The sequence below is a fragment of the uncultured Dysosmobacter sp. genome (assembly GCF_947631635.1).
Lineage (GTDB): Bacteria > Bacillota > Clostridia > Oscillospirales > Oscillospiraceae > Oscillibacter.
The window spans coordinates 16,071-29,140 of record NZ_CANRMB010000040.1 but is presented as its reverse complement, the minus strand read 5'-3'; the positions used below and the strand labels follow the sequence as shown (position 1 = coordinate 29,140).

13 protein-coding genes and 1 other annotated feature are annotated in these 13,070 nt (G+C 61.6%); of the genes, 1 reads left to right on the top strand and 12 read right to left on the bottom strand.

The window, feature by feature from the left end:
* Positions 1 to 138: 138 nt before the first annotated feature.
* From Q0Z71_RS15825 to Q0Z71_RS15795, 7 genes are all read right to left on the bottom strand, one after another.
* Positions 139 to 1,050, bottom strand: coding sequence for a hypothetical protein (locus Q0Z71_RS15825; protein ID WP_298024835.1), 912 nt, complete (start codon positions 1,048 to 1,050; stop codon positions 139 to 141).
* A gap of 1 nt (position 1,051) precedes the next feature.
* The gene (locus tag Q0Z71_RS15820; RefSeq protein WP_298024833.1) at positions 1,052 to 1,717 is read right to left on the bottom strand and encodes a DUF4367 domain-containing protein; all 666 of its coding nucleotides are present in this window, start codon (positions 1,715 to 1,717) and stop codon (positions 1,052 to 1,054) included.
* Positions 1,714 to 2,235 (bottom strand): RNA polymerase sigma factor, encoded by a 522-nt coding sequence (locus tag Q0Z71_RS15815; protein WP_298024831.1) that lies wholly within the window; start codon positions 2,233 to 2,235, stop codon positions 1,714 to 1,716. Before Q0Z71_RS15815 ends, Q0Z71_RS15820 begins: the two co-directional genes overlap by 4 nt.
* A gap of 90 nt (positions 2,236 to 2,325) precedes the next feature.
* Positions 2,326 to 3,303: a hypothetical protein gene (locus Q0Z71_RS15810; protein WP_298024829.1), complete on the bottom strand. Its 978-nt coding sequence runs from the start codon at positions 3,301 to 3,303 to the stop codon at positions 2,326 to 2,328.
* A 66-nt stretch (positions 3,304 to 3,369) separates the two neighbouring features.
* Positions 3,370 to 4,995, bottom strand: coding sequence for an ABC-F family ATP-binding cassette domain-containing protein (locus Q0Z71_RS15805; protein WP_298024827.1), 1,626 nt, complete (start codon positions 4,993 to 4,995; stop codon positions 3,370 to 3,372).
* A gap of 122 nt (positions 4,996 to 5,117) precedes the next feature.
* Entirely contained in the window at positions 5,118 to 6,347 is a 1,230-nt protein-coding gene (gene tyrS / locus Q0Z71_RS15800) for a tyrosine--tRNA ligase (protein WP_298024826.1), read from the bottom strand.
* Between the two features lie 61 nt (positions 6,348 to 6,408).
* Positions 6,409 to 6,652: a binding site (T-box leader), on the bottom strand.
* A 69-nt stretch (positions 6,653 to 6,721) separates the two neighbouring features.
* Positions 6,722 to 6,886: a hypothetical protein gene (locus tag Q0Z71_RS15795; protein WP_298024824.1), complete on the bottom strand. Its 165-nt coding sequence runs from the start codon at positions 6,884 to 6,886 to the stop codon at positions 6,722 to 6,724.
* Between the two features lie 109 nt (positions 6,887 to 6,995).
* Here Q0Z71_RS15795 and Q0Z71_RS15790 point away from each other — a divergent pair, with 109 nt between their 5' ends.
* Positions 6,996 to 7,181, top strand: coding sequence for a hypothetical protein (locus Q0Z71_RS15790; protein WP_298024822.1), 186 nt, complete (start codon positions 6,996 to 6,998; stop codon positions 7,179 to 7,181).
* Between the two features lie 30 nt (positions 7,182 to 7,211).
* Here the strand turns inward: Q0Z71_RS15790 and recN are convergent, their stop codons facing one another.
* From recN to dxs, 5 genes are all read right to left on the bottom strand, one after another.
* Positions 7,212 to 8,894: a DNA repair protein RecN gene (gene recN / locus Q0Z71_RS15785; RefSeq protein ID WP_298024820.1), complete on the bottom strand. Its 1,683-nt coding sequence runs from the start codon at positions 8,892 to 8,894 to the stop codon at positions 7,212 to 7,214.
* A gap of 178 nt (positions 8,895 to 9,072) precedes the next feature.
* On the bottom strand, positions 9,073 to 9,522 hold the full coding sequence (locus tag Q0Z71_RS15780; protein ID WP_298024818.1) for an arginine repressor: 450 nt from the start codon (positions 9,520 to 9,522) through the stop codon (positions 9,073 to 9,075).
* The gene (locus Q0Z71_RS15775) at positions 9,512 to 10,396 is read right to left on the bottom strand and encodes an NAD(+)/NADH kinase (protein WP_298024816.1); all 885 of its coding nucleotides are present in this window, start codon (positions 10,394 to 10,396) and stop codon (positions 9,512 to 9,514) included. The genes Q0Z71_RS15780 and Q0Z71_RS15775 overlap by 11 nt, the downstream gene beginning before the upstream one ends.
* The gene (locus Q0Z71_RS15770) at positions 10,393 to 11,217 is read right to left on the bottom strand and encodes a TlyA family RNA methyltransferase (RefSeq protein ID WP_298024814.1); all 825 of its coding nucleotides are present in this window, start codon (positions 11,215 to 11,217) and stop codon (positions 10,393 to 10,395) included. Before Q0Z71_RS15770 ends, Q0Z71_RS15775 begins: the two co-directional genes overlap by 4 nt.
* The gene (gene dxs / locus Q0Z71_RS15765) at positions 11,207 to 13,066 is read right to left on the bottom strand and encodes a 1-deoxy-D-xylulose-5-phosphate synthase (RefSeq protein WP_298024812.1); all 1,860 of its coding nucleotides are present in this window, start codon (positions 13,064 to 13,066) and stop codon (positions 11,207 to 11,209) included. Before dxs ends, Q0Z71_RS15770 begins: the two co-directional genes overlap by 11 nt.
* Positions 13,067 to 13,070 lie beyond the last annotated feature (4 nt).

Here is a 13,070-nt window from a genome sequence, read left to right as displayed (position 1 = left end):
CATCTTCTATTGTATCGTTGGAGGTTTATCATTTCTACTCATAGGCATAGCCTTTTTGGAACCACGGGCTTAGCCCGTGGTTTTCGTGTTCACAATAAAAAGAGGGCGGGACGAAAGTCCCGCCTCTCCCCTATCCCGTTATTTTTTGGACTTGCCGATGGTGGGCGGGTCCTGGGTGGTCTCCGCGGAGATGACCACCTTGGTCACAGCGTCCTCCTTCACGGCGGTAAGGCCGATGGACAGGGTCTGCTTCAGCGGATCCGCCCCCTCCGGCACATAGAAGGCCCGCTCCACTGTCTGGCCCGCCGGGATTTTGATGGTGGTGAACTTCTGGCTCTCGCCGCCCGCCTGGACGGTATAGGGCCGGGCCACCTGCCATTTCACATCGCAGGAGCTCACATTTTTCACCGTGATGAGGGTGTACTCCCCGTCCGCGCAGTAGACAGCCTCACTGACGCCGGTGTCGGACTCAAACCGGGCGTTATACAGGCTGTATCCCATGCTGGTGCGGTCCACCGCCTTGGGACTGACCTCCTTGATGGGGCCCGCCGTCACGCCCAGCTTCGGCGCGGTGGGCATGGCCGCCAGCTCCTGGGCCTGGAGCTTTTCCCAATTCTCCGTGCTTCCATGGGAGACGGTAATGGTGTTTTCAGGCAAATCGGCCGGGACCGTCTCTCCCTTGTCCAGGTCCACCTTCACGATATGCACCGGCCCCTTGTGCTCCGCGATAAAGTCCACGCAGTTGTTGGCGCTGTCCCAGGCGGGGGCCTTGCTCATGTCGAACAGCTCCGCCGCCTTTTCCGCCGCGATATAGTGGGTGGTGCCGCCCTTGGCGTCGGTATAGGTGATGGTGACGGGCACCTGTTCCCCGCTGGCGGCGGTCATGGACGCGCCGGGGGCGTACTTTTTCCTGCTGAACACCTCCACGCCCACTTTGCCGAATGCCGCCTTGCCGCTGAAGGTCCCCGCCGCCATGGCGGGCACCATCAGCGCCGCTATCATCGCCATCGCCAGCATCCCGCCAGCAAATGAGAGCCAACTCTTTTTCATATCAGTTTCCCCTTTCTGCTTTCCATGTGATGTTCTCCGCGATCTCCACCGCCTCCTCCTTGGAGAGCGCGCCGGAGACCTCCAGGACGTAACCGCCCTTCGTCCAGAGGAGCAGGGTGTCCTCCCCGTTGTGGTACAGCTCCGCCTCCGCGCCGTGGATCTCCGGGTGCTCCAGCGTGTAGTCCGAGCGGTCGCCAAAGCCCATGTCCAGGCGGGCTGTCAGCTGCTGTTCCACATAGAAGCGCCCGCCATCCCCATTCTCAAAGGTGAGGATGTACCGGGTATAGGTCTCCGTCTCCTTGAGATATTCCTGGACCTGCTCGTACCCCTCCGGCACATGGGAGACCTCCATGGGTATGAACGTTCCCGGCTCGTCCATGGTGCGGAAGGCGTACCGCGTGCCGCTCTCCTCCGTCTCCGACCGGAACATCTGAAAGACCGTCTCCCGGAAGGCCCCCGCAGTAACGGCCAGCAAAGCCGCCACCACCGCCGCGGCCAGCAGGACGCGCCTCCACCGCCTCCGCTTTCCGGCCAGCAGGGGCCGCATGTCTGCCTGGAATTTTGGAGAAAACCGGTGCCCGCAGTCCGCCCGGTCCGGCAGGGTCTCCAAAAACAGCTCCGCCGCCTGGGGCGCCGCCCCGTACAGCATCTCGTCTGTGATGGTCATGGGACCATCCCCCTTTCCCTCAGCTCCGCCGCCAGCTTTTTCTTGGCCCGTGTGATGATCTGCCGGACATTTTCCGGCGTGGTGTCCAAAAAGCCGGCGATCTCGCCGCTGTCATAGCCGTTGTAGTATTTCAGCAGCAGCACCTCCCGGTACCGGGGCGGCAGGGCGGCCATGGCTCCGGCCAGCGTCCCGTCCGCCGGAAGCGCCTGCTCATAGGAGAGGGGCACCTCGTCCAGGTCCGCCGTGGGGTGCCGCCGCTTGGCCCGGTACAGGTCGATGGCCTTCCGCTCCGCGATGGTCACGGCCAGCGCCCGGGTCTGGGGCCCCAGACTCTCCGGCACCAGCTCCATGCGCTCCGCCAGCTTCAAAAAAGCCTGATGCACCGCGTCCTCCGCGTCCTGCTCATTGCGCAGGATGCGGTCCGCCATATGGAACATCAGTCCCCGGTAGGCAAGATACAGCGCCTCAAACCGCGTCCGGTCCGAGTCGTTCCCCATGGCTTGCAGGTAGACCAGCAACCTTCATCCCCCCTCTGCTCTCTGTAACGCTCTTGGGATACCAAAATGTGACACAGCCGCCCGAAAAAATTTTCGGACGGCTGCGCTTGCCTATTGGATACCCATACTCTCTTTGACATATGCCTCATAGTTCCGCAGATTCTCCTCCAGCGATCTGCTTTCATCATAGGGGCAGTGCTCGTCCCAGAAGTCCATGTCCTCCCGGAAGTCCCCGCCGCTGCCGCCGGTGCGGAATTTGCCGTGCTCCGTGGTGAGCAGCAGGGTGCTGCCCTCCAGCGCACCGTGGACCTCCTCCAAAAAAGCGGCGATGGCGGCGGGATCAAAGCCCAAGTGCATGTCACTTCCGAACATCATATCGAATTCCACCCGGTTTTCCCGGAGCGGCACCTCCTCTCCGGCACTGCTTAGCGAGAAGAGCTGATAATCATAGGCGTAATAGCCCTGCCCCGCCCAGGGAAGATACCGCAGCAGATAGTCCTCCCCGTCGATCTCGCAGGCAAACAGGGATACCCACCCCACATGCGGCAGGGCGGCCTCCTGCGTCCACAGCTTTGTGCCGTCCCGCTTTTGGATGTTCAGCTCATACCAGGCTGGAAAATAGGGCGTATCCGGCGTCAGCACCGTCACCAGCTCCATGGCCTCCGCTTCCCCGTCGTGGTCGAAGTCGTAGTCCCCCGGCAGGACCTCGGTGGTCTGTTCCAGGACGGAGCCGGTCAGCAGACCGTCCTCCATCTGAAGGGAGCAGCGGTAGGTGTGGGCCTCCTCCCCGTCGCCGCCCCGGCCCACGGTCAGGAGCAGGTGATACGCCTCCTCCGGGACCGCTGTATTCCGCACCCAGGCCCCCCAGTCCTCCGGCAGGAAGGTGTACTCCGGGATGGCGCTGCCGTCCGGCAGGGTGAAATCCCAGCTGGTCCAGGCGTCCGTCTCAAAAATTTTCACATGGCTCCAGGTCCTGCCGCTGTAAGCCAGCGCCAGGTACCTGCCGTCCGGCGACCACAGGGCGGACTGGGAGACATAGCCCATGTCCTCCCACCGGACCTCTCCGGTCCGGGTGTCTACAATCTGCAATTTTTCCGGCTCAACAACAATTCCATGACAAAAGGTGACAAATGGTTACATGCGCCGGAATGGCCGTCACCCATTCATCCGGGCCAGCATCTCCTCCCGCTGGCCGGCGATATACGCGTCATAGGTGCCCATCTTGTCGATGAGCCTGCCGCCCACGAACTCCATGATGCGGTTGGCCACGGTCTGGACGAACTCGTGGTCATGGCTGGCGAAGAGGACGACCCCCTTGAAGTCGATGAGGCCGTTGTTCACGGCGGTGATGGACTCCAGGTCCAGGTGGTTGGTGGGCTGGTCCAGCACCAGCACGTTGGAGCCGAACAGCATCATCCGGGACAGCATGCACCGCACCTTCTCGCCGCCGGAGAGGACCTTGACGGGCTTGAACACATCGTCGCCGGAGAAGAGCATCCGGCCCAGGAAGGAGCGCTTGAAGGACTCCGTGCTCTCCTCCGCCGTATTGGCCGTATACTGGGCCAGCCAGTCCAGCAGGTTCAGGTCGCAGTCGTTGAAGAAGGCGGAGTTGTCCAGGGGGAAATAGCTGGTGGTGATGGTGGTGCCCCACTTGTAGCTGCCCTCGTCCGGCTCCAGCTCGCCCATGATGATCTTGAACAGGGTGGTCTTGGCGATCTCGTCCTCGCCCACGAAGGCGATCTTCTCCCCCTTGTTCACCCGGAAGCTGACGTTGTCCAGCACCTTCCGGCCGTCCACGGTCTTGGAGAGGTTTTCAACGGTCAAGATCTCCTTGCCGCACTCCCGGTCCATCTTGAAGCCCACAAAGGGATACCGGCGGGAGGAAGCGGGCATCTCCTCCACCGTCAGCTTGTCCAGGAGCTTGCGGCGGGCGGTGGCCTGCTTGGACTTGGACTTGTTGGCGGAGAAGCGCTGGATGAACAGCTGCAATTCCCTGATCTTCTCCTCGTTCTTCCGGTTCTGGTCCCGGATCATCCGCTGGACCAGCTGGCTGGACTCGTACCAGAACTCGTAGTTGCCCACGTACATCTTGATCTGGCCGTAGTCCACGTCCACGATGTTGGTGCACACGGTGTTCAGGAAGTGCCGGTCATGGCTGACCACCAGGGTCAGGGCCTCGCAGTCCATGAGGAAGTCCTCCAGCCACTCGATGGCCTGGATGTCCAGGTGGTTGGTCGGCTCGTCCAGCAGGATGATGTCCGGCTTGCCGAACAGCGCCTGGGCCAGCAGCACCTTCACCTTCTCCTTGGCGGTGAGGGCAGACATCTCGCTGTACAGAATGTCGCCCCCGAGGCCCAGGCCCTGGATCAGGCGGCTCACGTCGGACTCGGCCTCCCAGCCGCCCATCTCCGCGAATTCCGCCTCCAGCTCGCTGGCCTTCACGCCGTCCTCGTCGGTGAAGTCCTCCTTCTCATAGAGGGCGTCCTTCTCCTTCATCACGTCGTACAGGTGCTGGTTGCCCATGATGACGGTGTCCAGCACGGTGTAGGCGTCGTACTGGAAGTGGTCCTGCTTCAGGATGGACATGCGGTCCTCCTTGGAGATGACCACCTCGCCGGTGGTGGGCTCCAGGTCGCCGGAGAGGATGCGGAGGAAGGTGGACTTGCCCGCGCCGTTAGCGCCGATGATGCCGTAGCAGTTGCCGGGGACAAATTTCAAATCCACATGCTTGAACAGCGTCTGGCCGGAGAAGTTCATGCTGACGTCGTTGACTGTGATCATACTGTTTCCTTTCTTCTGTTTCCCAAGCTCGATGCGGGAGATATGCGATAGAAGATAAGAGATAGGAGATATGTTAAATGATATCTTCTATCCCCTATCCGGCCGCAGAGCGGCGCTGTCTCTTATGATTGGACGCAGGCCCGGTGGAACACCTTTTTGCCCTTTTTGATGACCACGCCCTCGCCCTGGAAATCGCTCTGGTCAAAGGCGGCGGCGATGTCGGTGACCTTCTGGTCGTTCACGGCCACGCCGCCCTGCTGCACCAGCCGCCGGGCCTCGCCGTTGGAAGCGCAGAGGCCGCAGGCCACCAGCAGGTTCAAAACGCCGATCCTGCCGTTTTCAAACTTTTCCGCAGAGAGCTCCGTGGCGGGCATGTTGGCGGCGGAGCCGCCGCCGGAGAACAGGCCCCGGGCGGTCTCCTGGGCCTTGACGGCCTCCTCCTCGCCGTGGACCAGCTTGGTCAGCTCGTAGGCCAGGATCTCCTTGGCCTGGTTCAGCTGACTGCCCTCCCACTTGTCCATCTCGTCGATCTGCTCCAGGGGCAGGAAGGTCAGCATTCGGATGCACTTGAGCACGTCGGCGTCCTCGATGTTCCGCCAGTACTGGTAGAACTCGTAGGGAGAGGTCTTGTTGGGGTCCAGCCACACGGCGCCCTTGGCGGTCTTGCCCATCTTCTTGCCCTCGCTGGTCAGCAGCAGGGTGATGGTCATGGCGTGGGCGTCCTTGCCCAGCTTGCGGCGGATCAGCTCCGTGCCGCCCAGCATGTTGCTCCACTGGTCGTTGCCGCCGAACTGCATGTTGCAGCCGTATTCCTGATACAGGTGGTAGAAGTCATAGGACTGCATGGGCATGTAGTTGAACTCCAGGAAGCTCAGGCCCTTCTCCATCCGCTGCTTGAAGCACTCGGCCCGCAGCATGTTGTTGACGGAGAAGCAGGCGCCGATGTCCCGGATGAAATCCACGTAATTCAGGTTCAGCAGCCAGTCGGCGTTGTTGACCATCATGGCCTTACCCTCGCCGAACTCGATGAACCGCTCCATCTGCTTTTTGAAGCACTCGCAGTTGTGCTGGATGGTCTCCCGGGTCATCATGGAGCGCATGTCGGTGCGGCCGGAGGGGTCGCCGATCATGGCGGTGCCGCCGCCGATGAGGGCGATGGGCCGGTTGCCCGCCATCTGGAGCCGCTTCATCAGGCACAGGGCCATGAAGTGGCCCACGTGGAGGCTGTCGGCGGTGGGGTCGAAGCCGATATAAAAGACCGCCTTGCCGTTGTTGACCAGGCTCCGGATCTGCTCCTCGTCGGTGACCTGGGCGATGAGGCCCCGGGCCTTCAGTTCTTCGTAGATCTGCATACTTGTTCTCTCCTTTTTAAAAGATACGGGACAGGGAAAAAACGCCCTCCGTCCCATCAGGACAGAGGGCGAACACATTCGCGGTACCACCTCTGGTTCGCCGCCCCCTCGCGGAAGACGGCCTCATGGAGTGCCAACACACCCCTGCGCGATAACGGGCGCTCCCGGAGCACGCCTACTGGGCCAAAGGCCGTTGGGGTGCCAGCTCCACGGTGTATTCACCGAAGCTCCCTCTCCCCTTTCCACCATCCAGGGGCTCTCTTGGCAGGTCCGCTCCGGTTACTCCTCCGCTTCCTCGCTGTATGCAGAGGGTATTTTATCCGATTTAGGCGGAATTGTCAACTGAAATCGGCAAAACCGCCTGTTTTTTCCCTTCAGGACGGGTCCCCTTCGCAATAGAGGTCCTCCGCCTCCTGCATGGCGTCATGCAGGATCTGATAGGTCTTGAGATTTTCAGGCAGCAGCGGCAACGCCTCCAGCGCGTCGTCCAGTTTTCCAAAGAGCGTCAGGTACAATTTTTTCCAATCCGGTTCCTTCATAATTGAGTCCCTCCATAAATTATATATACTTAAATTAAGTACTATCGTACATATTAACTCTTTTTGTACTTAAAATCAACTAAAAATGAGTTCAAGCGGAGTTATGGATATGAAGGGAAAAGATAAGCACCTGGGACTCTTTGTCGACCGGGAAACACATGATAAACTTTTTTATGTGGCGAAATATGAGGGCCGCACCGGGAGCGGACAGATCATGTATCTGATCCGCCGGTGCATCATGGATTTTGAGCGGGAGCACGGCAAAATCGAACTGGACCAGAAAGAAAACGGCTGACAAATGTCAGCCGCTTTTTTTGAATCACTTTTATAGGGTCTTTCGGTAGGCCTCCGCCTCGTCCAGCAGCTCCCCGGCGCTCTCCAGCAGGGCCTCCGTCACCTTGGAGCCGCCGGTGATCCGGGCCAGCTCCGCCTTGCGGCGCTCCCGGTCCAGCTGGGCAACACGTGTAAAGGTTCTTCCCTTGCTCTCCCCCTTCTCCACGGAGAAATGGGTGTCCGCCATGGCCGCCAGCTGGGGCAGATGGGTCACGCACAGCACCTGCTTGCGGCGGCTGACCTGGGCCAGCTTTTCCGCCACCTTCTGGGCCGCCCGGCCGGACACGCCGGTGTCCACCTCGTCAAATACCAGCGTGCCGATGGCCTCCTGCTCCGCCAGCACGTTTTTCAGCGCCAGCATGATGCGGGCCAGCTCGCCGCCGGAGGCGATCTTGGCGATGGGCTTCAAGTCCTCCCCCGCGTTGGCGGACATCAGAAAACGGATGCTGTCACAGCCGTCGGGAGACGGCTCTTTTTCCGCAAATTCGATGCTGAACCGGACCTTGTGCATATCCAGGTCCCGCAGCTCGCTCTGGATACGCGCTTCCAGGGCCCCGGCGGCGGTCCTGCGGGCCGCTGTCAGCGCCCCGCCCGCGGTCCGAACGGCCTTCTTCGCCTTCGCCAGCTTCTGTTCCAGCAGGAGCAGGGTGTCGTCCGCCGTCTCGATGGCGTCCAGCTCCGCCCGGCATTTGTCCAAATAGGCCAGACAGTCCTCCACTGTGGCGCCGTACTTCTTTTTCAGGCGGTACAGCTGGTCCGCACGGCTCTCCACCGCGTCCAGCTCCGCCGGAGAGAAGTCGAATTCCGCCCGCTTATCCCGGATGATCTCGGCAAGGTCATAGGCTTCACAGCGCAGTTCTTCCAATCGTTTGTAAATCGCAGCCAGCTCGTCCCCCAGGGTGCGGATGCCGGACATGGCCTCCTCGGCGTCCCGCAGCTGGTTCACAGCGCCAGCGCTCTCCTCGTCGCCGCTGAGGCAATAGTCCGCGCCGGACAGGGCCGACAGGTATTTCTCTCCGTTCCGCAGAAGGTTCCGCCGGGCCGTCAGCTCCTCCTCCTCGCCGGGGACCAGCTCCGCCCGTTCCAGCTCACCAATCTGGAAGCGCAGGCTGTCCACCCGGCGGGCCTTTTCCGCCTCGTCCATCTGCAAGGCCCGGATCTGGGCCCGCAGGTCCGCCATGGCGCCGTATTCCCGCTGGTAGGCCGCCAGCTCCGTCTCCGTCCGGCCAAAGCGGTCCAGATACGCGCCGTGCTGCTCCTCGTCCAGAAGCTGCTGTCCGTCGTGCTGGCCGTGGATGTTCAGCAGCTCCTCCCCGATCTTCCGCAGCTGGGCCACGGTGATGGGCCGTCCATTGGCCCGGCAGAGGTTTTTTCCGTCTCCGCCGATCTCCCGCTGGAGCAGCAGCTCTCCGTTCTCGTCCGGAGCCACGCCGCTGTCCGCCAGACCCGGCAGGTCCGGTGCGACGCCGGAGAACTCCGCGCTGACAAAGGCCTTGTCCGCGCCGGTGCGGATCAGGTCCCGGGAGGTCCTGCCGCCCAGCACCGCGCCCATGGCGTCGATGACGATGGATTTGCCCGCGCCGGTCTCGCCTGTCAGGGCGTTGAACCCCGGGCGGAATTGAATGTCCGCCGACTCGATGACCGCGATATTCTCAATATGAAGCAGTTCCAGCATGGTATCTACCTCTTTTGGGAAAACTTTCCGTCAAGACCGTCCCGGAGGAATTCATTTCTGCCGGGATGTCTCTGCCCGCCGCAGTGGCCGCCCGCACCATATGGAGGCGAGGGGATCCAGCGGAGCCGGACCCTGTCCGGCAATGCGTCCAAGGGGACGCAGTCCCCCTCGGAGCTGTTTACAGCATCTCCTTGATCTCCTCGCAGAAAATGGCCGCGGACTCCGTGTCCTGCATCAGCAAAAACGCCGTGTCGTCCCCCGCCAGGGACCCCACCATATACGTGATATTCATATTGTCCAGCGCGGAACAGGCCGCGCTGGCAAGGCCCGGCATGGTCTTGATGACCACGATATTCTGGGCGTAGGCGATGCTGGTGATGCTCTCCCGGAAGATGGTCCGCAGCTTTTCCGCGAAGTTCAGCTTGGTCCGGTTGCCGGAGACGGCATATTTATACACGCCCTGCCCCATCGGCTCCTTGATGAGGTGCATCTGCTTGATGTCCCGGGAGATGGTGGCCTGGGTGCTGCTGATGCCCCGCTCCTGGAGCCGGATCAAAAGCTGTTCCTGTGTCTCAATATTTTCCTGGGAAATGATCTCCAGGATCATGGCTTGACGGTCATTTTTCATCATTCAGACCTCCCGGCAGCATTTTTTGTGCAAAGATCTCGCAAAAGCTCTTCTCTGACAGGCGGACCAGCGTGAGGGCATGCCTGCTCCGCTTCACCAGCACCTTGTCGTCGGACCGCAGGGCAAAGGCCCGGCTCTCGTCCACGAACAGGTATACCGGCTTGCGGCCGTTGCGCTCCAGCTCCACTGTCAGCACATGCTCCGGCGACAGCACATAGGAGGAAAAGCGCATGTTGTGGGTGCAGATGGGGCACACCACCATGGTCTGGGCCACCGGCTCTACCACCGGCCCGCCGGCGGACAGGGAGTACGCCGTGGACCCGGTGGGCGTGGCGACGATGACGCCGTCTCCGGCGATGTCCGCCAGGTGCCGTCCGTCCGAGGAGATCTTCAAGTGAATGACGTGGGAGATGGGGCCCTCCCGGATGACCGCGTCGTTCAGGCCCAAGTTGGTGTAGATCTGCCGGCCCTCCCGGAGGACGGACACGTCCAGCATCATCCGCTGTTCCGTCTCAAAGTCCCAGTCCTTCAATTTCCGAAGGGTATCCAGCTCTCCGGCCTCTAGCTCCGCCACAAAGCCCAGGCCGCCCATGTTAATCCCAAGGACCGGGATCTTGTTCAGGGCCGCCAGCTTTGCCAGGTGCAGAATGGTGCCGTCTCCGCCGAAGGTGATGAGGAGGTCCGCCCCTCTCAGCTCCTGGGGCAGGGGCCGGACATCATAATCGGCAAAGGCTGCCACCTTTTGGTCCTTAAAGGGTGAGCACACCACCGTCTGGAAGCCCATCTCGTGGAGGACTTTCTCGGCGGCTTTGGTGGCGGTCATCCCCTGGTCCCGGCTGGGATTGGGACACAGAATGATTTTTTTCGGATTCATAGGCCGCTCCCCTCTCCATGTTCCTTCAATACCTGGTGGGATTCCTCCACCAGGGCTTTCAAATCAAACTCCACAGGCTGCCATTCGCCCTTTTCCAGATACCCCAGATATTCGATGTTTCCCTCCGGACCACGGATGGGAGAATACGTCATTCCAAGGACTGTAAAGCCAGATTCCTTTGCATGATCCAGGAAGTGTTCCAGCACCTCCAGATGGACCGCCGGGTCCCGGACCACGCCCTTTTTGCCAACCTTTTCCCTGCCGGCCTCAAACTGGGGCTTCACCAGGCAGGCCACATGGCCCCGGTCCTTCAGCAGGCCGCACAAGGGCGGCAGGATCAGCTTCAGGGAGATGAAGCTCACGTCCACCGACGCGAAATCCAGCTCGTCCGGCACCTGCTCATGGGTGAGATACCGGGCGTTGGTCCGCTCCATACAGACCACCCGGGGGTCCTCCCGCAGTTTCCAGGCCAGCTGGCCATAGCCCACATCCACGGAATAGACCTTCGCTGCGCCGTTTTGCAGCATGCAGTCGGTAAATCCGCCGGTGGAGGCGCCGATATCGCCGCAGACAGCCCCATCTAGGGTGATGGGGAACGCGGCCATGGCCTTTTCCAGCTTCAGTCCGCCCCGGCTGACGTATTTCAGGGCATTGCCCCGGACCTCGATCTCCGCGTCGTTGGGGACAGCGGTACCGGGCTTGTCCACCCGCTGGCCCCTGACGAACACCAGGCCGCTCATAATGGTGGCCTGGGCCTTTTGGCGGCTCTCCTGCAAGCCCCGCTCCACCAGCAGCACATCCAGCCGCGTCTTATTTGCCATAATCCATCGCCTCCCGCACTGCCGCAGCCACGGCAGCGGCGTCCAGGCCAAAGCTGTGCTCCAGCTGGCCCACGCTGCCCTCCGGGGCAAAGGTCTTTCCAAGGTTCTTTAGGATCAATTTTTTCGGCGCCTGCCTGTGCTCCGCCAGGATCGCGGCCACCCGCTGGCCCACGCATCCGGGGCCGAAGGAATCCTCCAATACAAGGAGGATGTCCCGGTCTCCCAGACAGCCGCAGACCATCTCATGGTCAAAGGGCGCGATCTGGTTCAGCTTCACGACCTCCGCCTGGATGCCGTCCTTTTCCAGCAGTTCCGCCGCTTCCAGCAGGTTGTTCACCAGGATGCCGTATCCCGCCAGCGTCACATCCCGGCCCTCCCGCAGGCAGACCGCGGGGCTTTCCGACGTATCCGCTTGGAAAGCCCCCTCCCCGCCCCGGGGATAGCGGACCGCCGCAGGGCCGTCCAGCTCAAAGAGGGCCTTCCGCAGCATAGACCGCAGCTCCGCGAAGCTGGACGGGCACAGCACCGTAAAGCCCGGGATGGTGCAGAGGAACAGAGGATCGAAACAGCCGTGGTGGGTCTCCCCGTCGGCGCCCACCAGGCCCGCCCGGTCCACGCCCAGCACCACATGGAGCCGCTCCAAGGCCACATCATGGATCAGCATATCATAGCCGCGCTGCAAAAAGGTGGAATACACCGCGAACACCGGCAGCATCCCCTGGCTGGCAAGCCCCGCCGCCATGGAAACGCCGTGGCCCTCGGCGATGGCCACATCGAAAAAGCGTTCCGGAAACTCCCGGGCAAAGGGGGCCAGCCCAGTGCCGTCCGCCATGGCGGCGGTGATGGCGCAGACACGGGCGTCCTCTGCCGCGCAGGATGCCAGAGCTTTTCCAAAGACAGCGGAAAAGCTCTCTCCGCCCGGCTTTTTCAAAAGCCCCGTCTCCGGGTCAAAGGGACTGATGCCGTGGAATTTGCCAGGATTCTGTTCCGCGAAGGAATACCCCTTGCCTTTCACCGTGTTCACATGGACCACCACCGGACAGTTCAGCTCCCTGGCCCACTCCAGCACGTCGCACAGGCGGGGGATATCATGCCCGTCCACCGGCCCCAGGTAGGTGAAGCCCATGTCCTCGAACAGCGTGCTGCCGGGCCAGATGGTCTTTTTCAGGGAGGTCTTTACCCGGTGGTTGAAACGGTAGAGGCGGTTTTCCATGGGCCGCTTGCCAAAGAGGTTCCGGTACCACTTTTTGAAGTGGTAATAGGCCGGTTTGCTCCGCAGGCGGCTCAGATGGGACGGCATGGCCCCCACGTTGGGATTGATGGACATGCCGTTGTCGTTCAAAATGACGATCAGCGGTTCATGGGACGCTCCGGCGTTGTTCAGTCCCTCATAGGCGAGGCCGCCGGTGAGGGCGCCGTCGCCGATCAGGGCCAGAACACTGTACGTCTCTTTCTGTAAAGTCCTAGCCCTTGCCATTCCAAGTGCCACAGAGACGGAGTTGGAAGCGTGCCCCGCAATAAACGCGTCGTGTCCGCTCTCATAGGGCTTGGGGAAGCCGGAGAGGCCGCCGAACTGGCGGAGGGTGGAAAACAGCTCCTTCCGCCCGGTGAGGGCCTTGTGGACATAGCACTGGTGGCCCACGTCGAACACCAGCCGGTCCACGGCGGTGTCGAACACCCGGTGGATGGCCACCGTCAGCTCCACCGCCCCCAGGTTGGAGGCGAGATGGCCGCCGGTCTGGGACACGTTCTCCACCAAAAAGGCCCGCAGCTCCCGGCAGAGCTGTGGCAGCTGACTTTTCTCCAGCGCCTTGACGTCGGCGGGAGAATGAATGCTTTCCAATATCATCTTT